Genomic DNA, 23,731 nt, shown 5'->3' with positions numbered 1-23,731 from the left:
ACCGCTGCACTTGGCCATCATGGCTTTCATGACCGGGTCCTTCGGGTCCATCTTCGAGTGATCCATGTCCTTCATCGCCGCACAGTCGGGGGCCGCCTTGGCTGCCGCGGCTTCCTTGGCGTGCTCTTTGGGGTCATGGGCGTAAGCGAGCGGCATCGACACGCTCAGCACGAGGATCGAGAGAAAACGGGTGCTGTGGTTCATGGCAAAACTCCAGTGGGATCGGCGCGATGCGCCAGGGATGAAAGCTTCAGTGTTCATGCGAGGTCTCCGGTGTGGTTGCCGGTTCGCCGTCGTCCGGGGTGCCGTGATCCATGCCTTTCATCGGCATGTCTTTCATGTCGTGGCCGGCATGCGGATCGGGGCTCACGGGGGCGGCGCTGCCGTTTTTTCCTGAGCCCTTGCACTGTTCGCGCATCGCTTTGACGACCGTCGGGTCGAGCTTGGAAAGGTTCATCTTCCTCATGGCCGCGCAGTCCGGCGGCGCTTCCGATTTCATCTCCATGCCGCCCATGTCATGACCGGCGTGGGGATTGCTCGAAGCCGGTGCTGCTTCGGGAGTGGCTGGCTTTCCCATCTGGGAGTGGTCCATGCCCTTCATGCCGGGCATGTCCTTCATGTCCATGCCAGGCATCTTTTCGGCAGACGGCTCCTTCTCGGTTATGCCGCCCATGTTGTGGCCGGCGTGAGGATTGCTCGAAGCGGGCGCCGCCTCCGGAGTGGCTGGCTTTCCCATCTGGGAGTGGTCCATGTCCTTCATGCCGTCTATACCCGGCATGTCCTTCGACATGCCACCCATCGAGTGCTGGCTGTGATCCATGCCGCCACTCTTGGGAACGATCAGCTGGACCGGGTCGAGCACCGGCTGTGCAGCTTGGGCGCTGCTCGGAAGGTTCCGACCGACGGCGCGGGCCAGCTCGACACGGGCTATCCAGTAGTCGCGTACCGACTCCAGATACCCCGCGTAGGCGTCGTATTCCTGCTGCTTGGCGACCAGCAGTTCAAAGATACCGATGAACATGAAGTTCACTTCCTGCTGCATCCTGGCGACGACTTCTTCGCGCTGCGGGATCAGCTGCGTGCGGTAGCCAGTGGCACGCGCCTTGGCTGCCAGGACCTGCGCCTGGGCGAGCTTGATGTCGTTGGCGCGATCAAGCACCAGACTGTCGAGTTCGGCTTCCGCCTGCTGGAGTTGGGCTTGCGCGGCAGCGACACGGCCGCTGCCCCAGTTGAAGATCGGGATGCCGAGTGACAGCGTCGGGCCGTCGTTGACGCTGCCGTCGTAATCCTTCTGCCGCTGGTAGCCGATCTGGATGTTGTCGACCAAGCGGGAGTGGCGTTCCAGCCGGTAACGGCTGGCGAACGCCGCAGCGCGCTTGTCAGCGGCTGCAACATCAAGCCGCCCGTCGACCGCGAGCTTCAGCAACTCGTCGGTCGAGTCTTCGTCGACCAGCGGCTCGGCGAGCCGGGCATCGAGTACCCAGCGGTCGTCGACCGCTGGTAGGCCCATCAGGCGAATGAGCGCCGTACGCGTTTCCACAGCTTTCGCCTGAGCACCGATCAGATCCAGATAGGCCTGGCTGGCAGCAGCCTGTTCCAGCGCCAGCTCTCGCTTGGACAAGGTGCCGGCGTCGACGAATCGTTGAGCCAGATCAGCCGAAGCGCGGGTCGCCTTCGAAACGGTTTCCCTCATCACGGCGAGCTGCTGGGCACCGACAGCTTCGTACCAGGCGCGCTCGGTGTCGGCAGCAAGATTGATGGCGACGGAGCCGACCGACAGCTTCGCGGCTTCGAACTGAGTGTCGGCATAGCGCTGACGGGCTGGAAGGAACAGCAGGTCGATGAAGCTGACGGCGACGCCGAGCGTGACCTGACGCGCGACCGCATCGGGTGGCCCCGGGGTTAACAGTGCAAACGAGAACACCGGATTGGCAAGACGGCCCGCTTCGTAGACATCTGCGGCCGCAAAGCCCAACCGTGCGGTCTCGGCCCGGACTGCCGGGTTGTTGACCAGCGCCAGTTGCACCGCAGCGGTGGCTGTCAGCGGCTTTTCGAGCAACTCGCGGTTGAATGCTGCGATATCTGAGGGCTGCGGAAGCGCTCGACCGCGGTCGGCAGTCAGCTTCGCGACCTCAGGGCGTCCCCAGTCCGCGGGGAGGCTGGCACAGCCAGCCAGCGTCAACGCGAGCAGGCTCGCGGACGCGGAAAATCGAATGGAAAACACAAGAACCTCCAGACCAACCTGACGACGGGGCTCCGGAGAAACAAGGAGCACCCGGTGAGCAAGGCGTCGAACGGCAACGGAAACCCGTCGCCGCCGACCGCGGCTTCACATCAGGCGATACTGGGTGGACGCAACAGACCTGACCCGTGTGCGGCGGTCAGATTGACGACGATCAGCGGTAGGCGAACATCGTCGCCTAGACCTGTCAAAACGAATTGAGATGACTTGGCCACCGAGATCGTGCCATGGCTGGCGCAATGACCGACCTGGCACGAGCAATCACAGTTGCAGCCGGAGTCACTCTTTGTGTTTGCCTTGGCAGCACCGTCGTCAGGTATGACGTGACCGGTCATGTGATGTCCCTGGTGAGGGTCATCGGCCGAGGCAAGAGCTATGTGACCCGCAACTCCCTGGTGCGACGTTCTCGACGTGTGATCGCACTTGCCTCGGGCCATACCGCCGGCAGCCTGGAGCGAGAAGCTCAAGGCCAACAGCACGGTCAGCAAGGTGCGAAACAGGGGCATGTGAACAGTCTGAACCGAAATCGGCAGGGTGTGCAACGACGTTCAAGATTGACGGCGGTGGCTAGACCGCCACCGAGCGGATGAACTAGCTCGCACGCCATAACGGCATGGTAAACCTTGGACCGTAGTCCAGAGTCAAGCGGTTGACGGCGGCTTGCATCGAGTTTCGTCCTATCCGTATCGTCGATTGACTAGGTCAGGCACTGCGCAGGTTGGACAGGTAGACGCCTTGTAAGTGGTGCGCAGGAATCCCGATCCAAACTCTTCGCCGATTGAATTCGCTATGCAAATTCCCTCCCAGCCTGATCCAACGCTTGCAGTCCCTCGTTCGCTAGAGGATGTGATCCACGCCGCCGATATCTCGACAGAGCCGTTCGACGAGCAAGTCTTGTGGAGCCAACTGGTAACGTCTGCACCACCGTCGGAAAGCTGTTCCGATTTCGAACGTCGCGGCGTCGTTGCCGAGTTAAACGCTTGGCGTTTCATGCGGTCATCGGACCCAAACTCCGGACCCTGGGGCATCTACTGGGCGCCGCTGGCTTCAGGAAAGATGGCAGATGGCACGGATTTCCATAATCCCGATATCGTCGACATCGACCCCGACATCATTCAGCACTGGGTGAATCGTGCGCTATCGCTGCAACACCCAGCGTTAAGGGCGCGCTACGCGGATCTCGCGTGGGAGATCGGCAACGCGCGGCGACGCGACGCCGATGGTCCCGCCAAACGGGCATTTCTGATCGGCAATCCTGGCGCGCTTGCCAGCATCGCGATTGATGGCTACCTGGATGCGGTCGAGGGTGGTCAACTCAGGGATGAGCACGACTGCTGGGAATACCTTGATCGGGCCGTCCAGCTCTCGCTGACGATCAACGACTCGGTGCGAACGGCACGTGCCAAGGTAGCCCTCTTCAACTACCAACGCCTTCTCGTGTCACGCCCTGAACGGTTCTTGTGGTGGCGTCTGGATGACCTGACCCGGACGAAGCGTCGACAACTGAATCTCAGCGACGAAGAACTTCAGGAGATCATCGCCGGCCTTGAGGAAGCGTTGACCCGTTCGGCCAACCTTGAGAACCTCGAATCGTTCGATCCGCATGCCGCGATGCAAGCGGCCGATCGTCTGGCGAAACTGTTGGCTGACGGCCCGGAAGAAGTCCAGAGGGTAATCAAGGTGGGAGCCGGAGCTTACGAGGCGGCGGCAGCGAAAGCATCGGCAATGCTCGCAATCGCGTGGCTTGAAGACTTGATGCCGCGCTACCGCAGCATGGGCCTGACTGAAGATGCCAAACGGGTAGAAAACACGATTGTATCGCGTGCGAAAGACGCCAAGCAGGAAATGTCTCGCCACTCCGTAACGGTTGAAATCCCGGCGGAGCAGGTTCAGAAGTGGATCGACGTAGTCGCGGGGGAAACCGCGGACCACGCACTGAGTCGTGTTGCGCAGTCGTGCTTGTTGACCGAAGACAGTTCGCAGCGGTCTGTCGAAACCATGATGGCGCATGCGCCGCTGATGTCCTTGTTCTCGACGACGATCATGGGCCGAGACGGGTTTACAGAAGCCACGATCGGTTCGGTGAAGGACGATATCGCCGGGCACACCTTGAAACATGCGGCGGAACAGTTTTCGCAGAGAGCGCAGCTACTGCATCTGCTTCTTCATCACACGATAGGGAGACATGGGCTGGACATCGAGGCATTTCTCGCACATGCCCGATCAGTTCCGTGGTTCGCGTTGCATCGTGAACCGCTACTACGGGAGGGCTTGATGGCTTGGTTCGATGCCGACGCCGTGAAGGCGATTCACGTTCTTGTACCGCAAGTCGAAGCTGCCTGCCGCGACTTGCTGGATTTCACCGGAGGCTCAATCCGCAAGTTCAACCCGTTGACCGGCGGCTTTGAGGTGATCGGCATGGGGGCAGTCCTGAATCACCCCAGGTTCGTGGAAGGTGTCCCCAAGGACATCCGATTCCACCTGCGCGCGCTGTACTGCGAACCGCGCGGAATCAATCTTCGCAATCACTTGGCCCATGGCTTGACGACCAAGGATGCGCTGGGCATCCCAATGGCCAATTGGGTCGTGCATTCCGTCCTTCTTCTGGGAATTCTTGAATTGATCGAAGCGACCGATACCCGGTCCTGAACCGCCCAAGGATTCTCGGAGGCTTCAAACTGTGATGAGGATCGACCTCGGGCTTCTAGTTGGACCGAACTACCTTGAGGCTCGGTGTTCCATCGATGATCAGCGACTGCCGGTAGCGGTCGATCGGAAAACGGAATGTGCCCCGGAAATTGACGCTGGAATACCGAACCGGACTGATGTGGCGCAACACTTCTTTGCTGACTGAGACCCCTTTTGCCTCCAGCGATGTGACCGCAGCCTGCATGCGATTCGCCTGCCAAGCGATCACCAGGTTGGAAAGTAAAGTGAGGGCTCCAGAGATGCCAATCATCTCATCGGGTCGGCGACCGCGGTCGTGCCGCACCGCCCCGAGATGGATGGCGTGCTGTAGCGTGTGGACGTGCTCGCCCCGATTCAAAAGCCTCGTAATTTCACGCCGGAATGTCGGATTGGTGAAATAGTCGCAGAGGTAGATTGTCCGCAACAGACGCCCCAACTGTTGCGCGGCCCGGTAGATCGGATCGCCCTGCGCCGCAGACCCAAATCGCTGCAAAGCAGTGACGGCACTGATCGTTCCATTGCTGATGGAAGCCAGAACCCGCACCAGATCGTCCCAGTGGGCGCGTACATGCTCCAGATTGAGGGTCGAATCGACCACTTCCTTGATGGATTCAGGAACGGCCATGCCTCGCGGCACCGTCAAGCGCCGCTCGCGCAAGTTGCGGAGGCGCGGGCAGAGGTCGAATCCCAGACCGTGGGAAACAGCCATCGCCACGTCCGTGTAGCCGTGGGTATCAACAGCCAGACGATTCAGGTCCAGCTGCGTCTGACGGATGACGCCTTCAATGGCGACACCAGCCTGGCGTTCGCCGAGCACAATTGGCTGGTGGTAGATGATCGACCAGCGATCATGCACATGGGTGTACATGCCCACGGAAGGCGTCTGGCGACGCGGATCAAGTCTTGCGTTCCAGAGATGCCGAGAGGTCGTCAGGCTCATCATGTCCGAGGACGCCGACTTGCCGTCGCCCCACATCGCGATGATCGGCAGCTGGTTGATGAACTCAAGGACAAGGGAATTGGCCCTGTCGATGGCGTTGTCGAACTCCAAGCCCTTCATCGCGCCTGCAACATCCACTGAAGACAGCTCCGTCACCATCATGGCGACACCCGAAGCTGTCATGTCCGTACCCAAACCCAGGACGCCGGCATAGTTCAGGAGCAACTCGCGATCGCTTCTCGGAAGCCGGCCTTGCAGTGCTTTGGAAAACCGCGTCAGCACATCCATCTCAAGCATCAGCTCGGGCAGCTGGATGCTACCGATCTCCTGATCGATCATGACGCGCACTGCGGCGACTTCGGGCGCCTCTCCCTCGGCCTCAAGACGGTCGAGGCTGATGTCGTTTTCCTTGATGTCCAGCTCGCCGCGCCTCAGCGCCGAAGCGACTGCTTTAAGCCCTTGCTCAGCGGCCTTGATCAAGGGATTGAGATAGTCGTCGACGTTGTTGGGGAGACGCAGCAGGCCATAGTGGCGGCGCCTCTGCTTTTCCCAGTCGGCAGCCGGAATCAGCAGATGGTCGCGATCGCGGAAAGTGTTGCTGTAGTCCACCCAGCAGCTGCCACGACGGAAGCCTTTCCTGAGATTCAAAAGGGTCTCTGCCTCGAACGCGCGCATCGCGCGCTCGCGATCCGCTTGCTCGCCAACCAGGGGTTCCCAGAGTTTGGAATGACCTTTTACATTGTCCGGCAGGGCCGTGCGGTTTTTCTCGTAGAGATCGCGAAGGGTGCCGAGCCCGGCGAGACCTTTGTCGTCGTCGTTGCCTTTGACATCCAGATTGGCCAGCCGCTTGAGAAGTGGGCGGATCGACTTGTTCTGATCAACCAATTCCGAACGCACCGCTGCAGCCCGAGTCGGGAACACCTTGTCGCCGAAGGTCTGCTGAAATTCGAGAATCTTCTCGCGCAGCGCAGTTGCCCCAAGCTTTTCGTCGTTCGCCATGCCGAAGATGGCGGTGAGCGCCTCGCGATAGCTCACGACGGTGGTGGCATCGGCCTTTTTGACGTTTTGGGCTGCGCGGCTGACGATGTCGGAGGTCATTTTTCCGGTCAACTGGATCACGGCATCTGAGGCTTGGCTGAGGCTGACCTTGAGAAACGACACCAGCTGCAGGATTTGCGATTCCGGCTTCAGACGCCTGAAGCTTCGCGGGCTTCGCTGCTGCATCAGGCGCGCATAGTCCTGCAGCCGCTGCGAGGAAACGTCGGGCAGATCAACCGTGTGGATACTAAGGCCGGTCAGGAAGTCGATCTTCTCGAACATCGACGCGACATTTTTCGGAGAGCGTCGCCGAGGCGCACTTTGCAACCACTCCAGGCTAGACCGACCGTCCTTGCGGTTGGCGAGCAGTGCGTCTTCCCAAGCTTGGCGTTGCTCCGGCGTCGTCACCTTGCAGATCGTGACGTAGATGGACTGCTCGGTATCACTTGAAGCTCGGACGCAAAGTTCCCGAATCGCATAAAGACCAGGGATCAGCAGCTTGCGATCCACCAGCCATCGACAGGCGAGATCTATCAGCCGGTCAACCGAACTCGTGCCATTGCTCGCAGCCCGCATGGCAGCGAGCAGCATGGCTTCCTGCCTTTTGGTAATGGCCTGGATTCCCAGATAGGTCATCGCCCAGGCTTGATGTTGAATGCGGGTATTCTTACGTTTGTAGATCCCTCGAATTGAAGCGATAGACGGCGCTTCCAAGCCCAGCTGATCACCAACGAACTTCAGCAGCGGTCGAGGGAGGGTATTGAAGGAGTTGAGTCGGCAACCCGACAGCCGGACAAACCCAAGCTGGATCGCAACAGCAATCCTGAACTGCTTGTTGAACCCCGCGCAGATCGCCTCGATGTCCTTGGGTACGAGCGTAAAAAACTCCTCCATCTCGAAGGGGGTCAATTCGCCAGGCAGTTCATCGATCCCAAGAAACCGTTCTTTCCACTGCGACATTGACATCCCCTGTGACGGAGTTGCCCGAATTTATCAGCGCGCTCTGGGAATAAATACTGAACCCAGTCCGGTCTTCGAGCCGGCCAGTCTGTGGGCTTCGCTTGCGCGCAAACTTGGGGAGCCACCATAACCTATTGATTATTATAGGTTATCTGAAAATAATGCTTGTAAGTTATTGATTTATATCGAATCGCAAACCGCCGCTTTTTCCTTCTTCAACCAGATGACCCCGGCTTCGGCATCACTGCGCCCCGGTGAACAGCTCGGACGTGCCGAACTGCTTGCGGTCGATCTCGCCCAGGCCCAGGGCGCGCGCCTTCTGCTCGATGCGCGCCAGGCCGACGACGATGTTGCGCACGCTGCCGCCGCTCTTGTCGTGCAGCAGGCCGATCAGGTCCGGCTTCACGGTGACTTCGCAGAGCTGGCTGGCTAGCAGCTGGGCGTCTTCGGCATCGGCCGGCTCGAAGCGGACGTTCTGCGCCAGGCGACCGATCAGCTGCTTGCGATGGCGCAGGCGGTCTTCGATCTTGTCCATGCCGACCAGCACCACCGGCACCAGCGAGATGTCGTGGATGTCGCGCAGGGTCTCGGTGAGCTTCATCGAGCTGACCAGGTAGTCGGCCTCGTCGATGAACAGCGGCCGGCCCGTGCGGCCCAGCTCCTCGACGATGTCCTCGGTCATCAGCGAGCAGCTGCCGCGCGGGCTGCGGCGTAGCTCGCGAAGGATGGCGGTGAGCATGGCGCTCGGCGTCCAGGTGGCGAGCGCGCGCACGTACACGCCGTTTTTCTTGTTGTTCATCCAGGCGATGGCGGTGGTCTTGCCGAAGCCGCTATGGCCGTGGACGAGGCCCATGCCGGGCGCACCCGGTGCGCGGGTCATCAGCGCTTCCGTGGCGGTGGCAAGCCGCGTGATGTTCTTGACCGGCAGCGTCTTGGATTTCATGGGTTCCCCTCGTTGTTGTTAGGCACGCCGGAGAGCGAGCCGAAGTCCTCGAACACCATCCGGGCGGCGGTGTAATCGGGCGTGGTTTCGTAGATCGCCAGCCAAGCGGCATCGGCCTCGGCGAGCGGCAGGCCGGCATCGCGCCGGGCGCTGAGCTGCAGGCAGCGCGCGAAGCGCTGGGACTGAGTTTCCATCGGCACCGGTGCGGCTTCGCAGGCCGCGACGGTGGCCGCGTGGGCTGCCTGATCGAGCGGCCGGACGATCTGCAGCGACACGGCTGGTGCAGGCATCGGCAGTGCCGGGATCGGGCTGCGGCTGTCCGGCATTTCGATCGCCCTGGGTGTGGCTGCAGGCGCGTCCAGGGCATCGAGCATTGACGCCGCGCTGATCGGTTTGCGGCTGCGGGCGTCGACTTCGTCCAGCTTCACCTGCAGGCGCTTGCGCTGGCCGGCGGCGCGGCGCTCCAGGCCGTCCTGGATGCGGCTGTCGCTGAGCCACGGCATCTTTTCGTTGAGCTGGGCTTCGACGATGAAGCGGCCCTTTTCATCGAACACCCAGACCAGGCTGTCGTCATGCAGGGAGTACTCGACGAGCACCTCGCGGCCCTCGAACTGCGCCAGCTCGTCGGCGCGGTAGGTGCGGCCGTGCAGCGCCAGGCTCCAGCGCACCACCTTGCGGGTTTCGCGCGGGCGCACCACCGCGACACTCGGCACTTCCAGCGGTACGCGTTCCAGCGTCTGCCAGAGATCGTTCGGGCTGAGATCGTCCAGCCCGCGCTGCGGGTTGCCGTTGTAGAAGTCGAAGTAGTCCTTCACCGCCTGGGCGTAGTCGACCAGGGACGGCAGCTTGACCACGCCCTTCTCGACGCGCTGGCGCAGGTGGCGCAAGGCATCGTCCGTGCGGCAATGGCCGCAGAAGGTGCTGAAGCGCTTGCCGCAGCGCTCCTCGAACCAGTGAAAGAAGCCTTCGATCAGGCCCTTGCCCTTGGCGTTGCCGGGCAGCGCGAACATCGGGGCGATGTCGAAGCGGCGAAGGAAGCCGCTGACGTCGTCGGTCATCAGCCGGGCCTTGAAGCCGCTGCCTACGTCGCAGTGCACGAAGGACGGCGTGTGGTCATGGCCGATCAGCGCGTGGCTCAGACTGAACAGCGTGGTCTCGGCGGATTCGCTCTCGCTCAGCCACCAGCCGACGACCCTGTGCGAGCGCACGTCCACCCAGACCGTCAGCTCCGGGCGGTAGGCGCGGCCGGTGGCGGGGTGCGCCACGTAGACATCGCAGGTGTGGCCGTCGCCCTCGTACACGAAGCCCACCGGCAGCACGCTGCTATCGCGCACCACATGCGGCTTGATGTTCTGCTGGTAGTAGTGGGCGCCTACCCGCTTGCGCGAGGTGTCGCTGGCGTCACTCGGAAGGCTCTTGAGGTAGCGGCGCACCAGATGCTCGCTGGCGTCCTCGAAGCCTTCCTGCCGGAGCCACAAGGCCACCGTGGCGTAGTTCGGCCGCTGCGGCTGGGCGAACAGGTGCATGGCCCGCGCTTCCCAACCGCGCGCCTGGCGCGGCCGGCCCTTGTACTGCGGCGCCAGGGCGACGATGCCGCCGGTCTGGTACTGCGTCAGCCAGCGGGCCAGCGTGCGGGCGCTGGGCTCGCCTTCCGCGAAGGACGCGGCCAGCCAGGCCGCAGCGGCGCGAATGCTGACGCCCTGCTGGCTGATGCGGGTGAGCGCCGGGCGAATGATGCTGAGGCAGCGCTGCGCCTCTTCGCGGGCGGCCAGCGGCATCGCCAGGAACGGATCTGTGACGCGCTCGGCGATGGGGGCGTCGCGGCCTGGGAACTTGAGCAGAGCGGCCATTGCTTAGCCCTCGTTCCGCTTGCGGCCGACCTTGCCCGGCCGGTTGTTTTCGCGCTTCGCGTCGCGCTTTCGGGCGTCTGATTCCATGCGGCCGGCAATGCGCTCGCGGGTCTCATGAAAGAGCTTCAGCTCGCCGGGATTGAACGGCATGCCGGACAAAGCGACCTGGTCTGCCGCATCGAACCGCTCTTCGAGCAGGTGCATCTGGTCGACGACGCGGGCCAGCACGCCGCCGAGCGCGTAGTAGATCGTCGCTGCGACGATGGGCTGAAAGCGGTTGGCCTCGGGATGGGTGATCTGTGTGAACACCGCCTGGGCACTGACATCGGCCAGCATGTCCAGCGCCAGGGTCATGCCTTCGGTGTGCGCCATCGCCTCTTGCCGGGCGGTCAACGCGAAGTGCGGCATGTCCTCTTCGGCGAGCAGGTACTTGGCCTGCTTGAGCGCGCGGTCCCGCTCCATGCGGGCGGTTTCAAGCTGGGTTTTCAGGTTGGCCGATTCGGTCTTGAGCTTCTCGACCTCAGCGCCCTTTTGCAGGGCCTGCTTGGTGAGGGTTTCGAGTTCGCGAGTGGTGGCATCGGCGACGGCTTCGAGCGTGAGACCGTGTACTTCCTCGCCGTGTGCCAGGGCAGCCACGTCGTCATGCGCCCAGGAGGCGAATGCCATCGCCTTGGTGACGCCGAGTTGTGCAAGCGCTTGCACACTTGCGCCGTCCGGCATCGCCGCGAACAGGTTGTAAACCTCGATCGCGTAGTACGCGGAGCGCCTGGGCAGGCCGCGCTCGGCGAGCCCTGCGGCGAACTGCTGTTTGTCCAGCGAATCGCGCAGGTGGATGAAGGCCCGGCCCGCCAGAATTTTGCCGGCCGTTTCCATCTCCAGGCCGCGCTGCGCCGCCTGCCAGGCCTGATCCGCCGTGGCGCCCATCAGCTCGGCATCTAGCTTGCCGAGCGCCCCGCGAAGGTAATCACCGAGGGCTGCCGGCACCGGCAGCGCCTCGGCTTTGTTGATTGCCGCGACTGCAGTTGTTGAGGTCTTTTTCATGGTCCCTTGGATCAACCGATGGAATCCGTATGCAGGCCGGCGGCCTGCACCAGCTGCTCGCGCAGCGCCTTGGCTTTCTTGCCGTCGCGGCCACCGGTGAGCGCCTGTTGCGCCCAGCTGCGGTCAACCGATTGCTCGGCGCAGAACTGCACGAAGCTCTGGCCCCGCATCACCACAGAGGCCCGCACGGCGCGGTACAGCTCCAGGCCAGGGGCGATGTCCGTGCGGCCAACAACACCGTCGGCGGCGAGTTGCCGCGCCCGGCGCGTTGTGGGCCGTGGTGAGTTGCCTAATACTTGCTTGCGATTTGCTCTTTGCATGCGAGCAATTTAGGACAGTAATTAGGACACGTCAAGGGATATTTAGGACATGCGCGAAATACCGCCGGATATAGGAACGCGAGTCCTCGGCCTTCGAACGAAGAAGCGGATTTCTAGAGAGGCTTTCGCTGAAATGTTCGGGGTCAAACCGAGCAAAATTCAGGACATCGAACGAGGTCGATCAGCGCCCACCGAAGCTCTTTTAGGACAAATTGAGGAACGCTTCGGAGGGGATTGGCTGTTGTTGCGTGATACAGATCACGTCGTCTCAAAAAACGCTTACCGGACAGGTGTTCGCGCAGAGATTGCGGAACCGTTCGCAGTTCCGGGCAGCGATCCAGCTCAAGATCCACGGGTAGAAGCTTTCGGTGTGCGCTACCGGCGCACGGCGAAGTTGGTGGATGAGGTGCTGGCTGAGGTCGGGTTCACACCGACCAAGCTGCTGCGCGAATCGCTGAAGGCGGTGGTTTTCGCGCACGGGGTGAGCCAGGAGAACGTCGCGCTGCTGATCACCGGGATCGAGCAGCAGATCAAGGAGACGGTGAAGTGAAGCAACTGCAAACCGCCGCACGGATGTTCATCGTGTTCGGCCTGGGACTGATCGGACTGATGGTTTACTCGGGGTGGCGCGAGAAAACATCGCCGCCCGCCAAGTACGTTCAAGTGCAGGAAGAGCACTCAATAGCGGAGCGCGTGGTGGCACTGGATCGCAATGCTTGGCCGTCCAAGGGTGACGTGGACGTGCGACGCGCGAACTACCTGCTCGGTGCCATTGCTGGTCGGGCGTCTACTACCGAGCTGAAGGTGGCAGATATGGTTGCCGAGGCTCGCAAGGCTGCCCTGGAGAGCTACGGCCGGAGATGGACGATGCTCGATCTACTTGAGGTCGCCAACCGGACCAAGAAAATCGAAAAGCCGCAAGACATCTCGGTGGCCTTGGCCATCACTATCGTTGCCGATGGGCATTGATCCTGACGCTGGGCGCTAGTTTTAGGCATTTGCACCCAGCGGATCTCGCGCTAACTTCCAATACCCGCAGCAGCTCGGCGCAATCGCTCTACAAGCCTGCGGCGCTCTGCTTCGAATAGCGCGAAACCCTCCGGCTGAGCCAACCTGCCAGCCGCGATCTGGCTGCAGATAAATACCCGGTACTGGTACAGGTACTCGATGTCCTGTCCGATCGGCTGATCGGCCTTCTCGCGACGCAAGTCGTTCAGCTCTTGCCAGCCGGTCGGATCGTCGCAAGAGGGGGCTTTGGCCAGCGCGGCTGAGCACGCCAACCATGCCGAGACTCCCAGTATCGCGATGTTCAGTCGGGAGTTCATGGGTACATCAGACGAAGCGTAGACCTTCCAAGAAATAAGGAAAAAAATCTCTACATTCCAAGTCCTTCAACTCAACGTACTCAGGCCCTATGTGAAGCAGCTTGGCCAAAGCCTCCTTGTAATGTCTTTCGTTGTAAATCGACGCTTTGAAGCAGGTGCCATAGGCAAACCGCCCATAGGGCACCATCCCTTTTTTGTCACCGATCAATGAGTCCAGTAATTTCATATTGGCTGGAAGAAAGCCGAAGCCAAGAAAGACGGTCCTATCCGCGCTACGCAAGCGTTCGCCGACAGTGTGCTGCTGCACATCGTTTGCTTCCATGCCCTCCGTGAAAGTACGAATCGCACCGGCCATTTTGATGACGTTATCGGTGAAAAGGCGCTCTCCATAAGGCCACCCGCCGACAGGGTCCTCGGTCTTCAAGCGACCCAGACTGCCGTATGGGTGATAAATCACCAATGGCTTCATCGCGGCGGCAGCCGCGCTTTCGTCGGTGTTGTACTGCTCCATGATGGCGCGCAGCAGGAATTTTTCGAACACTCGGTCGTAGTTGAACGAGATAATCGTGACGGCCTTAAAGCGCTCTGGAAGCTCTATAAGGGGGCATTGTTCGGTGACAGCCCTGAAGAAGCTTATGTGCCAGGTATCCATCGGAAGTGCACTCGACCTCCGCGTGCCATCCTGCCGAAACTCAGCAAGTGCGCTGCCTTGTTCCAATCCCGCGATCTCGTATGCAATTGCCAACTTGCCGAGCATGACCAGCGCTTCGTCCGATTGGTGCAGATGCAGGTAGTTGTCGATGGAGCTTGCTAATTGCACTCCGAGGCTGAGCTGCCGCATTTTTTCGAGCGCTACAGCTGCATCACCTGAGTATTTGCGGAACTTAGCCAGTGCAGCTTGTGCGATAGAGAAGAATTCAGCGTTCTGCGGAAATTCGGAGTGCCGGGCGGCATCGAAGCTGATCCGCGAAGTAGTCGATATTCGTGAGGCGAGCCCCGTGCCTACAGGAAAATGCAGTTCAGCGCTGGCACCTGCCCCAATGACCAAAACCGTACTTTGCAAGCGGTGCTCCTGGTTGATTTCCCCAGGCGCTAGTGTGACGGCCACCAGCACCCATCGGGTGGCGTTCAACCCTTTTAAAGCGACACGCATCGCAGAAGCTCGATGCAGCTAGCAGCTGAAGCCTTCATGAGGAAAAATTTCCTCGGCTGATTCACAGCCTCGCGCGCGCAACGATGCGCGCCATGACGAACCCCCGCGCCATCACCCGGCTGGTCATTCACTGTTCGGCGTCGCCGAACGGTCGCCCTGTTTCCATTGCCGAGATCGATGCCTGGCACAAGGCGCGCGGCTTTCATCGCGCGCCTGCTGCTGTGCTGCGCTGGAACCCGACGCTGAAGCACATCGGCTATCACTTCGTGATCGGCGTCGACGGCGCGACCAGCACCGGCCGCAGCGAAGGCGAGATTGGCGCGCACGTCGTGGGCGCCAACATCAACAGCCTGGGCCTGTGCATGGTGGGCACCGATTCGTTTACGCCAGCACAGTGGCTGGCGCTTCGGAATCAGGTTGGGGCACTGATCGAGTTCTTGCCCGAAATGGAAGTGGTCGGCCACCGCGATCTGTCGCCTGACAAGAACGGCGACGGTCGCATCACCTCCGATGAATGGCTGAAGCGCTGCCCAGGCTTCGACGTGGCGGCCTGGCTTGCCAATGGCATGCGCCCGGAAACGGCACACGTTCTGGATGCCACCTGATGACGCTCAAGCGCCTACCGCGCCGTCCCCGCCGGCTGACCGTGCTGGTCAATCTCGCCGTCGGCCTTGTGGCCGTAGCGGTGGACAACCTGCACCTGCTCGGGCCGGCATTGAGCCCGCGCTCGTTCGCCTTCCTGGCCTTCTCCCTGGCCGTGGCGAACTACACGTTGCACACGATTAAAAAGCGACCGACAGGGGCTCGCAAACCGGACGAACTCCGGTGATCGCGACCCCTGTGGTCGCGCATCTTTTACGGCGGCTTGCGATCGTCCTGGCCGCGCTGTTGCCGTTCTGGCTGACCTGGCGGGCTGGCTTCAATTCCAGCGAACGCGCGCACGCCGCACAGGCGGCCGTGGCCACCGCCGCCGACCTGACGTGGCTGGTTGACCGCCATGAACGCAATGCCCAGCTCGCGGGCGACTACGTGCTGCGCCGGGCCGCGACCAGCGTCCGGTACCAAGAAATTGTCCGGAGGATTCCCCATGTTGTTGTCGCGTATCGAGAGGCGCCATCTGCGCCTCTACAGCCGCTGCCTCGCTGCGTTTTTACTGCCGGCTTTGTGCGCCTGTGGAACGACGCCCTTACAGGTGGAACGGCTCTGCCCGCCGGCCCCGGAGGTGCTGCTGACGCCACCGGCCGACCTGGCGCCGCTGATCCCGAACCGGACGGCGGCCGATGACCAGGACGCCGACATCCCGCTGGCCCAACTGCTGGACAACCACGCGGTGAACGCCCAGGCCTGTTTCGAGACGCGCGAGCAGCTGCAGGCGCTGATTCGCTGGCACCGGGAAGCAACGCCATGAGCTTCGACGAGATCAGCCCCGCCACAGTGTGGTCGATCCTCAGCGGCCTCTGCAGTGCCGGCACCGTCGTGTTTGTGTGGCTGCATCGCCGCAGCAACGTGACCAACGAAACCATCGACACGATCGAGGCCTGGCAGAAGGTCGCCGGGGAGCGCCTGACGGTGGTCGAGCAGGCGCAACGCCACGCACCGAAGGCTGAAGACCTGACGGCGATCCGTGAAGGCATGAGCGCGATCTCCAGGGAGGTTGCCGGCCTCGCGGGAAACGTGCGGGCCGAGCTGGGGGGATTGAATCGCCAGCTCGGACTAATCCAAGAACACCTGTTGAACCGGAACTCCTGACGTGACCAAGTCTTTCCGCGAAAGCCTTACCGAAGATCGTCGACTGGTGATGCTGCGCCTGCTTGCCGAGGTTGAAGGTTATGAGGCGAACAGCAGCGTGCTGCAGAGCGCCCTGGCTTCGTTCGGCCACACGATGAGCCGCGACAGCGTGCACACCGAGCTGGCCTGGCTGGCCGAGCAAGGGCTGATCACGTCTACGCCGATGGTGACCATCGTGGTGGCCAAGCTGACCGCGCGCGGCCTGGATGCGGCGCAGGGCCATGCCACGGTACCGGGCGTGAAGCGGCCGGGGCCGGGCGCTTAAATGAGCCGCAAGCCATCGATCGCCACGCTCGATCCAGCTATCCGCGAGGTGCTGGACGATCTGCTGCGGGATGGCCGTTTCACCATCGCCGAGATCACGGAACAGCTACGCGCGCTCGGCGCGTCCGTCAGCAAAAGCTCTGTCGGCCGCTATCACCAGAAGTTCGATCAGATCGGCAAGCGCATGCGCGAAAGCCGAGAGATCGCGGCGGTGTGGGCGGCGAAGATCGGCAAGGAGCCGCAAGGCGACATTGGCCGTGTGGTGATGGAGATGCTGCGCACGCTCGCCTTCGACGTGACGCTGGACCTGACCGAGATCGATGACGAAACCGGCCAGCCCAAGGCGCTGCTGGACCCTGGCGCCATCGGGGCCCTGGCGCTCGCGATGCAGCGCCTGGAATCCGCTACGAAAACCAGCTTTGAACGCGAGTTGAAGGCCCGCAAGTTGGCGCTGGAAGAGGCCGCCAAGGTGGTCGAAAAGATCGCGGCGAAGGGCGGCATGAAGGCCGCAACGCGCGAGGAGATCAAGCGCGGAATTCTCGGGATCGCCGCGTGATCGCGCCCGATGTTCTGCTGCCCTACCAGCAACGCTGGGTGGCCGATGAATCTCCGGTGGCGGTCTGCGAGAAGAGCCGCCGCGTCGGCTTGTCCTGGGCGGAAGCCTGCGCCAGCGTGCTCGATGCCGGCTATGAAAACGGCATGGATTGCTGGTACGTGGGCTACAACAAGGACATGGCCCAGGAGTTCATCCGGGACTGCGCGTTCTGGGCCAAGCATTTCAACGTGGCCTGCGGCGAAGCCGAAGAGGTGCTGATCGACGACGAGGAGAAGGACATCCTCAGCTTTCAGATTCGCTTTGCCAGCGGCAAGCGCATCACGGCGCTAAGCAGCCGGCCGTCGAACCTTCGCGGCAAACAGGGCCGCGTGATCCTGGACGAAGCGGCGTTCCACCAGCTGCTGAAGGAACTGCTGAAAGCCGCCATCGCGCTGCTGATGTGGGGCGGCAAGGTGCGCATCGTCTCGACGCACGATGGCGAGGAAAACGAGTTCAACACGCTGGTCAAAGACATCCGCGCCGGCCGCGTGGACTACTCGCTGCACCGGATCACGCTGGACGATGCGCTGGGCGAAGGCCTGTTCAAGCGCATTTGCCTGAAGCTCAACAAGGAATGGAGCCCCGAGGCTGAGGCTGCCTGGCGCGACGAGCTGGTGAAGTTCTACCGCGATGCCGCCGACGAGGAACTGTTCTGCGTTCCCAGCAAGGGCGGCGGCGTGTGGCTGCCGCGCGTGCTGATCGAAGCCCGCATGGTCAAGGATCGCCCGGTGGTTCGCTGGCGCGCGCCGGACGGCATGGAGCTTTGGCCCGAGCACACGCTCAAGGCCGAGGTTCGCGATTTCTGTGATGCCGAGCTGCGCCCCCAGCTCGCTTTGCTCGACCCCAATCGGCCCAGCTGCTTTGGCCTCGATTTCGCGCGTGTCAGCGATCTGACGGTGATCGCGCCGCTGCAGATCGGCGGCACCTTGCGGCGTGATTTTCCGTTCCTGGTTGAACTCGGCAACACGCCGTTCAAGGCGCAAGAGCAGATCCTGTTCTACATGGTCGACCGCCTGCCGCGCTTCAGCCACGGCATGCTCGACGCCGGCGGCAACGGTGCCTATCTGGCCGAGGTGGCGAAACAGCGCTACGGCGAAATGCAGATCACCGAAGTGAAGTTCAGCGAGACCTGGTACCGCGAGAACACCGGGCCGTTCAAGGCTGGCTTCGAGGACGACAGCATCAGCCTGCCGGCCGATGACGAAGTGCTGAACGACCTGTCGGCGTTTCGCCTGGTCAAGGGCGTGCCACGCGTGCCGGACCTTCGCGTCACCGACAAGCGCGGCCAGAAGCGCCACGGCGACGCCGGCATCGCGATGCTCCTGAGCCACGCCGCCTCGCGCCAGGAGATTTACCAGCCGTATCGCTATGACGCCGTGAAGCTCACCCGCCAGGGTGGCGTTCATGGCGCCAGCGATGGCGACGATTTTCGCGGCGTCCGCATCACTGGCGGATTCCGCTCTCGATCAGGAGTGATTTGAAACATGGCCATCGTTGACCAGTACGGCCGCCCGATCGTGTTGGCTGATCTGAAGCGCGAGATCGCGACGCCGACGATGTCCGGCGTGCGCCAGGTGTGGCAGTCCAGCATTGCCCTGGGCCTGACACCGGCCGCGCTGGCCGGCGTACTGCGCCAGGCCGTGGAAGGCGATGCCGACAGCTACCTGACGCTGGCCGAGGAAATGGAGGAGCGCGATCTGCACTACGCGGCCGTGCTCGCCAACCGCAAGCAGGCGGTGACCGGCCTGCAGGTGACGGTGGAAGCCGCCGACGAATCAGCCGAGGCCGTGGAGCACGCTGAGTTCATCGAGCAGATCGTCGCAATGCCGGCGTTCGAGACCATGCTGGAGGAGCAGCTCGACGCCCTGGGCAAGTCTTACAGCGTGAACGAGATCATCTGGGATACCAGCGAGCGGCAGTGGATGCCGCAGGCCTTCGAGCACCGCGACCCGCGCTGGTTCATGTTCGACCGCATCAGCCTCCGCGAGCTGCGACTTCGCGATACCGAGAACGTGACGGATGGCCTGGCGCTGGCGCCGTTCAAGTTCCTGGTGCACACGCCGCGCATCAAGACCGGCCTGCCGATTCGCGGCGGCCTGGCGCGCATGGTGGCCTTCGCGTGGATCTGCAAAGCCTACGCGATGAAAGACTGGGTGGCGTTCGCCGAAGTGTTCGGCATGCCGCTGCGCGTGGGCCGCTACAACGCCAGCGCCAACGATGACGACATTCGCGTCCTGAAGATGGCTGTGGCCAACCTCGGAACCGATGCCGCAGCGGTGCTGCCGGAGTCGATGAAGATCGAGTTCCAGGAAGTGGCCAAGAACGGCGGCGGTGCCGATGTCTTCGAGCGCCTGTGCTTGTACATCGACAAGCAGGTGAGCAAGTGCGTGCTCGGCCAGACGATGACCACCGACAGCGGTGGCGGCAGCGGCCTGGCTCAAGCCAAGGTGCACAACGAAGTCCGCGAGGACATCCAGAAAAAGGACGCCAAGCAGCTGGCGGCGACGCTGAACCAGGCGCTGACCCGGCCGGTCATCGACCTGAATTTCGGGCCGCAGAAAAAGTACCCGAAGATCTGCATCAACGTGCCGGAGCCGGAAGACTTGGCGGGCCTGGTTTCCGCGCTCGACAAGCTGGTGCCGCTCGGCCTGGAGGTGGAACAGAGCGTGATCCGCGACAAGTTCGGCTTGCCGGAGCCGGGGAAAGGTGCACGTCTGCTGATGCCGCCTTCAGCCGCCAAGCCTGAGCCCGAACCGCTCGACAAAAACGGCCAGCCGGTGAAACCACCGCTCAAGGCCAAGAACGCCGAGGCGAAGCCGGAGCCGTCGACGACGGACCTGCAGACCGGCCGACTGACCGGCGACGCAGACCCGGTGGTCGAGGCTCTGATCGCGCCGATCCAGCAGATGCTGGACGCCTCGAACTCGTTCGAGGAGTTCCGCTAGAAGCTGCTCGACGCCTACGCCGATCTCGACGACAAGGCGCTTGCCGAGCTGCTGACGCAGGGCCTGACGGCCGCGAATCTCGCCGGCCGCTACGAGCTGCTGCTGGGCGTCTGACGTGGCGACCTCCTACGGCAGCCTGCCGTTCAAGGAACAGATCGCGTTCTTCCGGCAGAAGCTGAATCTGCCGACCGCAAGCTACACCGACATCCAAGGCGCGCAGCACGATCAGGCGTTCGTCGTGGCCGGCGCGATGAAAGCCGACTTGCTGACCGATCTGCGCACGTCGGTTGATCGCGTCGTCGCGGATGGCATCGGTTTTGAGGCTTTCAAAGCCGATTTCAGGAACATCGCCGCGAAGCACGGCTGGGCCTACAACGGTGGCGCGAACTGGCGCGCCCAGGTCATCTACGAGACCAATCTCAACCAGAGTTACAACGCCGGCCGCGAAGCGCAAATGGCCGACCCGGCACTGCGAAAGCGCCGGCCGTTCGGCATGTACAAGCACTACGCCAGCCCGAACGAGCGCCCGGAACACGTCGCCTGGGACGGCATGGTGGTGCCGCTCGATGACCCGTGGTGGGCTTCGCACAGCCCGGCGAACGGCTGGGGCTGCAAATGCAAGAAGTTCATGGTCAGTGCTCGAGATGTCGAGCGGCGCGGGCTGAAGGTGACGCCAGGCCCGGCGATTGAGTACGAAGACCGCGTGATCGGCAAGCGCAGCGGCAATCCGCAGACGGTGCGCGTGCCGAAGGGCATCGATCCGGGCTTTCAGTACGCGCCAGGCCGGCGCTTTCATCCGAACCTGGACAAGTACCCGGAGCCGATCGCGCGTGGCGTGGTCGCGCAGAACCTGCGCTCCGGGGTCTTCGATCGCTGGCATCAGAGCATCGAAGGCCGTGTGGCTGCGGCGCGGCGTTCGCCGGAGATCGCGAACCTGCAGAAGAGCGAGCTGCTGCCGGCACTGCGCAAACAGCTGGGCCAGGACGAGCAGTTCGCCGTGGCCACGCTATCACCCGCGAATCGCGCGCTCCTCGGCGTCGAGACGCAGACGGTGCACGTCTCGGATTACGACGTGATCAAGCAGGCGGTGGCGCGCGAAGGCCAGGAACTGGCCGCCGCCGACTATCTGCAGGTGCAGGCGGTCATCGATGAGGCGAGCGTGGTCATTCGCGAGAGCGACGCGATCACGGTCTGGGTGCGCGAAGGTGAACGCTACCTGCAGGCGGTCTTGCAGCAGACGGCCACCGGGAAGGGGCTCTATCTGAAGTCGTTCCGGCGTAGCTCGCCGGCCGACCTGGCGCGCGAGAAGCGGCGCGCGAAGAACAAGGGCTATGCCTTGCTCAAGGATTCGAGGTGACGACCGTGCGAGGGCTCCAACCTCCTCACTTACGCCGCTGTTTCTGCCTGGGCAGACCGCGCCGGCTGGGAGACTTACCGTCGGGCGTCACCACAAAAGCGTACCACGGAGGTGCGGCATGGCCGGCGCAATCGTAGATATTGACCTCCGTGGCCTGCTGACCTTCGACCAGGCATTCGCGCGGATCGAGCGCCTTCTGCAGCACCCTGAGCCGCTGCTCGAAGACATCGGCGAATACCTGCTGCTCTCGGTCGACGAGCGCTTCGATCGACGCGAAGCGCCGGACGGCACGCCCTGGGCGCCGGTCAGCGAGGAGTACGCCGAGCGGAAGGCGGCCGGCAAGGCTACGAAGCGATCGGGAGCGGTCACCGATCCGGGCAACATCCTGGAGCTGACCCGCGATCTGCGAAGGCTGACCAGGTATCAGGTCGACGGCGAGTTGCTGCTGATCGGCTCGGATCGGGAGTACGCCGCCACGCACCAGTTCGGCGACCCGAAGCGCGGGATTGTGGCCAGGCCGGTCTACGGGATGTCGGACGAAGACAACGAGGAAGCCGCGCGGTTGGTCATCGAGCACCTGACGGACGCGGTCGACGATTTCGGTTGAAGTGCAGCGCTTCGCGGCCGGAAATATGTGCCAAACCTAACGTCTGCTGATGGTTGTGGAAAATCGGCCAATTTTCTTTTGTTTATCCCGATTTAACCCACTTTTTCCCGCTCTTTCCCATGCTCCAAACCATACGTCAGCAAACACTGTCGGCGCGGCGCCCCGGAGAGCGCGAGAAGCACAGGGAACCGACTCGCGCCTTTGCTTCTCGCGAGTCGGCGGCATGCCGCGGGGCGCACTTCTTTGGTGACTTTCTTCATGCGTTTGAAGAAAGTTACCCGCGCAACAGCGCGGAATAGTTCGGTGAAGTCAGCAAACAAAACAGCAGGCTGATCAAGTCCAAAAGCACATCAATCGAACCGGTATCAAATCCGTCGGGATGCGCGATGAAGCCGCTTTCCCGACCTACGGGCTATAGCTCTGGGAACAGTTCTTCGTACGTGGGATCGCCGTACTCCCACTTCAGACCACGATCAATTAGACGATCACGAATGCTGCCGAGGTCGACAGTAGGAGGAATATCAACCGACATAAGGCATCTATTCGAACCTTCGAAGCTGCAACCCATGTCGACCAAAGCGTCGATTTCTGCCGCTGACTGATTGCCTGCTTCATAAGGGAATTCCAGGGCGACACGAATAGTCCGGTGTCCCGATTTCTTCGCAATTGCCTGAAACACCGCCATGCCGTCAGCTGGGCTGTAAGGCGCCAATACAACGTCCTTCCAAGACACTCCGTAGGCGTAGAAAGGCGAGTTGTCGAGTTCGTATAGATCAAGGCCGACTGGCTTCGCCCACAAGGCTTCAACTTCGCTCTCGTCTCGAACTCTGAAGAGCACCTTCGCGAGATCAGGATGGCTAGTGCTCATGGGACTATGCGGGAATCACCGGCGTCCCAACAACCACATCCCCATTCTGCCCCCGCTGCCTCAGCGCATGATCCATCAGCACCAGCGCCACCATCGCCTCCGCGATCGGCGTAGCCCGAATGCCGACACAGGGATCATGCCGCCCTGTCGTCCGCATCTCGGTAGCGTTGCCGTCTGAATCGATGGTCTTGCCCGGCGTGGTGATGCTTGATGTCGGCTTGATCGCGATCCAGCAGACGATGTCCTGACCAGTCGAACTCCCGCCCGAAACGCCGCCTGAGTGATTGGCAAGAAAGCCTTCCGGCGTCATCTCGTCACGGCCTTCGGTACCGCGCTGGTTGATCACGCCGAAGCCGTCGCCGATCTCCACACCTTTCACCGCATTGATGCTCATCAGCCCGAACGCCAGTTCGGCATCGAGGCGATCGAATACCGGTTCGCCGAGGCCCGGCGGCACTTTCGTGGCGATGACGTTGACTCGGGCGCCGACCGAATCGCCGTCACGGCGCAGCTGGTCAATGTAGGCCTCCAGCGTCGGGATCATCTCGACGTCGCCGCAGAAGAACGGGTTCTGTTCGACCTGCGCCCAGTCCTTGACTGCCATCGGATGCTCGCCGATCTGCGCGCACCAGCCGCGGATCTCGATGCCGAATTTCTGCTGCAGCCACTTCTTGGCGATCGCCGCGGCGGCGACTCGCACGGCGGTTTCGCGGGCAGAGGAGCGACCACCACCGCGCGGATCACGGAAGCCGTATTTCTGGGTATAGGCGTAGTCCGCGTGGTTGGGACGGAACACGTCCTTGATCT

24 protein-coding genes and 1 pseudogene are annotated in these 23,731 nt (G+C 62.3%); 13 read left to right on the top strand and 12 right to left on the bottom strand.

Annotated elements, in window-relative coordinates; all coding sequences use genetic code 11:
* Positions 1-204: pseudogene (locus Q0D45_RS12860) on the bottom strand (hypothetical protein); the annotation flags it as partial.
* A gap of 46 nt (positions 205-250) precedes the next feature.
* Positions 251-2,059, bottom strand: coding sequence for a TolC family protein (locus Q0D45_RS12855; protein WP_293393425.1), 1,809 nt, complete (start codon positions 2,057-2,059; stop codon positions 251-253).
* Between the two features lie 972 nt (positions 2,060-3,031).
* Between Q0D45_RS12855 and Q0D45_RS12850 the strand changes: the two genes are divergently transcribed.
* Complete coding sequence (locus Q0D45_RS12850; RefSeq protein ID WP_293393423.1) at positions 3,032-4,891, top strand: DUF4209 domain-containing protein; 1,860 nt, start codon at positions 3,032-3,034, stop codon at positions 4,889-4,891.
* A 55-nt stretch (positions 4,892-4,946) separates the two neighbouring features.
* On the opposite strand, the gene Q0D45_RS12845 is transcribed toward Q0D45_RS12850, so the two are convergent.
* From Q0D45_RS12845 to Q0D45_RS12825, 5 genes are all read right to left on the bottom strand, one after another.
* Positions 4,947-7,868: a Tn3 family transposase gene (locus Q0D45_RS12845; protein ID WP_293393421.1), complete on the bottom strand. Its 2,922-nt coding sequence runs from the start codon at positions 7,866-7,868 to the stop codon at positions 4,947-4,949.
* Between the two features lie 241 nt (positions 7,869-8,109).
* Complete coding sequence (locus tag Q0D45_RS12840; RefSeq protein ID WP_293393419.1) at positions 8,110-8,811, bottom strand: ATP-binding protein; 702 nt, start codon at positions 8,809-8,811, stop codon at positions 8,110-8,112.
* On the bottom strand, positions 8,808-10,661 hold the full coding sequence (locus Q0D45_RS12835; RefSeq protein WP_293393417.1) for a Mu transposase C-terminal domain-containing protein: 1,854 nt from the start codon (positions 10,659-10,661) through the stop codon (positions 8,808-8,810). Before Q0D45_RS12835 ends, Q0D45_RS12840 begins: the two co-directional genes overlap by 4 nt.
* A gap of 3 nt (positions 10,662-10,664) precedes the next feature.
* A complete protein-coding gene (locus Q0D45_RS12830) occupies positions 10,665-11,717 on the bottom strand; it encodes a hypothetical protein (RefSeq protein WP_293393415.1) in 1,053 nt (350 codons plus the stop codon).
* Entirely contained in the window at positions 11,714-12,022 is a 309-nt protein-coding gene (locus tag Q0D45_RS12825; RefSeq protein ID WP_293393413.1) for a hypothetical protein, read from the bottom strand. The genes Q0D45_RS12830 and Q0D45_RS12825 overlap by 4 nt, the downstream gene beginning before the upstream one ends.
* A 49-nt stretch (positions 12,023-12,071) precedes the next feature.
* On the opposite strand from Q0D45_RS12825, the gene Q0D45_RS12820 reads away from it, so the two are divergent.
* Together Q0D45_RS12820 and Q0D45_RS12815 are read left to right on the top strand one after the other, a co-directional pair.
* Positions 12,072-12,572, top strand: a complete 501-nt coding sequence (locus Q0D45_RS12820) for a helix-turn-helix transcriptional regulator (protein WP_293393411.1) — start codon at positions 12,072-12,074, stop codon at positions 12,570-12,572.
* Entirely contained in the window at positions 12,569-12,991 is a 423-nt protein-coding gene (locus tag Q0D45_RS12815) for a hypothetical protein (RefSeq protein ID WP_293393409.1), read from the top strand. Before Q0D45_RS12820 ends, Q0D45_RS12815 begins: the two co-directional genes overlap by 4 nt.
* 50 nt (positions 12,992-13,041) lie before the next feature.
* Here the strand turns inward: Q0D45_RS12815 and Q0D45_RS12810 are convergent, their stop codons facing one another.
* Entirely contained in the window at positions 13,042-13,347 is a 306-nt protein-coding gene (locus Q0D45_RS12810) for a hypothetical protein (protein WP_293393407.1), read from the bottom strand.
* Positions 13,348-13,354: 7 nt separating this feature from the next.
* Positions 13,355-14,500, bottom strand: coding sequence for a hypothetical protein (locus Q0D45_RS12805; RefSeq protein ID WP_293393405.1), 1,146 nt, complete (start codon positions 14,498-14,500; stop codon positions 13,355-13,357).
* A gap of 92 nt (positions 14,501-14,592) precedes the next feature.
* On the opposite strand from Q0D45_RS12805, the gene Q0D45_RS12800 reads away from it, so the two are divergent.
* Together Q0D45_RS12800 and Q0D45_RS12795 are read left to right on the top strand one after the other, a co-directional pair.
* On the top strand, positions 14,593-15,105 hold the full coding sequence (locus Q0D45_RS12800) for an N-acetylmuramoyl-L-alanine amidase (protein WP_293393403.1): 513 nt from the start codon (positions 14,593-14,595) through the stop codon (positions 15,103-15,105).
* A complete protein-coding gene (locus tag Q0D45_RS12795; RefSeq protein ID WP_293393401.1) occupies positions 15,105-15,329 on the top strand; it encodes a hypothetical protein in 225 nt (74 codons plus the stop codon). The genes Q0D45_RS12800 and Q0D45_RS12795 overlap by 1 nt, the downstream gene beginning before the upstream one ends.
* A gap of 26 nt (positions 15,330-15,355) precedes the next feature.
* On the opposite strand, the gene Q0D45_RS12790 is transcribed toward Q0D45_RS12795, so the two are convergent.
* Entirely contained in the window at positions 15,356-15,589 is a 234-nt protein-coding gene (locus Q0D45_RS12790; protein WP_293393400.1) for a hypothetical protein, read from the bottom strand.
* Between Q0D45_RS12790 and Q0D45_RS12785 the strand changes: the two genes are divergently transcribed.
* The 8 genes from Q0D45_RS12785 (at position 15,588) to Q0D45_RS12750 (ending at position 22,056) form a co-directional block, all read left to right on the top strand.
* Entirely contained in the window at positions 15,588-15,908 is a 321-nt protein-coding gene (locus Q0D45_RS12785) for a hypothetical protein (RefSeq protein WP_293393399.1), read from the top strand. The genes Q0D45_RS12790 and Q0D45_RS12785 overlap by 2 nt on opposite strands.
* Positions 15,905-16,249: a hypothetical protein gene (locus Q0D45_RS12780; RefSeq protein ID WP_293393397.1), complete on the top strand. Its 345-nt coding sequence runs from the start codon at positions 15,905-15,907 to the stop codon at positions 16,247-16,249. Before Q0D45_RS12785 ends, Q0D45_RS12780 begins: the two co-directional genes overlap by 4 nt.
* A 49-nt stretch (positions 16,250-16,298) precedes the next feature.
* Positions 16,299-16,553 carry an ArsR family transcriptional regulator gene (locus tag Q0D45_RS12775; protein ID WP_366946442.1) on the top strand — a complete coding sequence of 85 codons (255 nt, stop codon included), beginning with the start codon at positions 16,299-16,301 and terminating at the stop codon, positions 16,551-16,553.
* Positions 16,554-17,108, top strand: a complete 555-nt coding sequence (locus tag Q0D45_RS12770) for a DUF3486 family protein (protein ID WP_293393393.1) — start codon at positions 16,554-16,556, stop codon at positions 17,106-17,108.
* Complete coding sequence (locus Q0D45_RS12765) at positions 17,105-18,628, top strand: terminase family protein (RefSeq protein WP_293393392.1); 1,524 nt, start codon at positions 17,105-17,107, stop codon at positions 18,626-18,628. The genes Q0D45_RS12770 and Q0D45_RS12765 overlap by 4 nt, the downstream gene beginning before the upstream one ends.
* Before the next feature lie 3 nt (positions 18,629-18,631).
* On the top strand, positions 18,632-20,092 hold the full coding sequence (locus Q0D45_RS12760) for a DUF935 domain-containing protein (RefSeq protein ID WP_293393390.1): 1,461 nt from the start codon (positions 18,632-18,634) through the stop codon (positions 20,090-20,092).
* Positions 20,093-20,207: 115 nt separating this feature from the next.
* The gene (locus Q0D45_RS12755) at positions 20,208-21,449 is read left to right on the top strand and encodes a phage minor head protein (protein WP_293393388.1); all 1,242 of its coding nucleotides are present in this window, start codon (positions 20,208-20,210) and stop codon (positions 21,447-21,449) included.
* 118 nt (positions 21,450-21,567) lie between these two features.
* A complete protein-coding gene (locus Q0D45_RS12750; RefSeq protein ID WP_293393386.1) occupies positions 21,568-22,056 on the top strand; it encodes a phage virion morphogenesis protein in 489 nt (162 codons plus the stop codon).
* A 412-nt stretch (positions 22,057-22,468) separates the two neighbouring features.
* On the opposite strand, the gene Q0D45_RS12745 is transcribed toward Q0D45_RS12750, so the two are convergent.
* Together Q0D45_RS12745 and aroC are read right to left on the bottom strand one after the other, a co-directional pair.
* Positions 22,469-22,924, bottom strand: coding sequence for a DUF4265 domain-containing protein (locus Q0D45_RS12745; RefSeq protein WP_293393384.1), 456 nt, complete (start codon positions 22,922-22,924; stop codon positions 22,469-22,471).
* A 4-nt stretch (positions 22,925-22,928) separates the two neighbouring features.
* Positions 22,929-23,731: chorismate synthase (gene aroC / locus Q0D45_RS12740; protein WP_293393382.1), on the bottom strand; the 803-nt coding region annotated here is incomplete at its 5' end.

Source organism: Nevskia sp., assembly GCF_023266035.1.
Lineage (GTDB): Bacteria > Pseudomonadota > Gammaproteobacteria > Nevskiales > Nevskiaceae > Nevskia.
This window is presented reverse-complemented; position numbering and strand designations above follow the sequence as displayed.

What these genes read in the sequence shown, in the direction of transcription:
- Q0D45_RS12745 (WP_293393384.1), bottom strand. Translation starts at nt 22,924, where the DNA reads ATGAGCACTAGCCATCCTGATCTCGCGAAGGTGCTCTTCAGAGTTCGA.
- Q0D45_RS12825 (WP_293393413.1), bottom strand. Translation starts at nt 12,022, where the DNA reads ATGCAAAGAGCAAATCGCAAGCAAGTATTAGGCAACTCACCACGGCCC.
- Q0D45_RS12750 (WP_293393386.1), top strand. Translation starts at nt 21,568, where the DNA reads ATGGCCGGCGCAATCGTAGATATTGACCTCCGTGGCCTGCTGACCTTC.
- Q0D45_RS12790 (WP_293393400.1), bottom strand. Translation starts at nt 15,589, where the DNA reads ATGGGGAATCCTCCGGACAATTTCTTGGTACCGGACGCTGGTCGCGGC.
- Q0D45_RS12795 (WP_293393401.1), top strand. Translation starts at nt 15,105, where the DNA reads ATGACGCTCAAGCGCCTACCGCGCCGTCCCCGCCGGCTGACCGTGCTG.
- Q0D45_RS12820 (WP_293393411.1), top strand. Translation starts at nt 12,072, where the DNA reads ATGCGCGAAATACCGCCGGATATAGGAACGCGAGTCCTCGGCCTTCGA.
- Q0D45_RS12800 (WP_293393403.1), top strand. Translation starts at nt 14,593, where the DNA reads ATGACGAACCCCCGCGCCATCACCCGGCTGGTCATTCACTGTTCGGCG.
- Q0D45_RS12770 (WP_293393393.1), top strand. Translation starts at nt 16,554, where the DNA reads ATGAGCCGCAAGCCATCGATCGCCACGCTCGATCCAGCTATCCGCGAG.
- Q0D45_RS12835 (WP_293393417.1), bottom strand. Translation starts at nt 10,661, where the DNA reads ATGGCCGCTCTGCTCAAGTTCCCAGGCCGCGACGCCCCCATCGCCGAG.
- Q0D45_RS12845 (WP_293393421.1), bottom strand. Translation starts at nt 7,868, where the DNA reads ATGTCGCAGTGGAAAGAACGGTTTCTTGGGATCGATGAACTGCCTGGC.
- Q0D45_RS12810 (WP_293393407.1), bottom strand. Translation starts at nt 13,347, where the DNA reads ATGAACTCCCGACTGAACATCGCGATACTGGGAGTCTCGGCATGGTTG.
- Q0D45_RS12840 (WP_293393419.1), bottom strand. Translation starts at nt 8,811, where the DNA reads ATGAAATCCAAGACGCTGCCGGTCAAGAACATCACGCGGCTTGCCACC.
- Q0D45_RS12805 (WP_293393405.1), bottom strand. Translation starts at nt 14,500, where the DNA reads ATGCGTGTCGCTTTAAAAGGGTTGAACGCCACCCGATGGGTGCTGGTG.
- Q0D45_RS12760 (WP_293393390.1), top strand. Translation starts at nt 18,632, where the DNA reads ATGGCCATCGTTGACCAGTACGGCCGCCCGATCGTGTTGGCTGATCTG.
- Q0D45_RS12780 (WP_293393397.1), top strand. Translation starts at nt 15,905, where the DNA reads ATGAGCTTCGACGAGATCAGCCCCGCCACAGTGTGGTCGATCCTCAGC.
- Q0D45_RS12785 (WP_293393399.1), top strand. Translation starts at nt 15,588, where the DNA reads ATGTTGTTGTCGCGTATCGAGAGGCGCCATCTGCGCCTCTACAGCCGC.
- Q0D45_RS12775 (WP_366946442.1), top strand. Translation starts at nt 16,299, where the DNA reads ATGCTGCGCCTGCTTGCCGAGGTTGAAGGTTATGAGGCGAACAGCAGC.
- Q0D45_RS12850 (WP_293393423.1), top strand. Translation starts at nt 3,032, where the DNA reads ATGCAAATTCCCTCCCAGCCTGATCCAACGCTTGCAGTCCCTCGTTCG.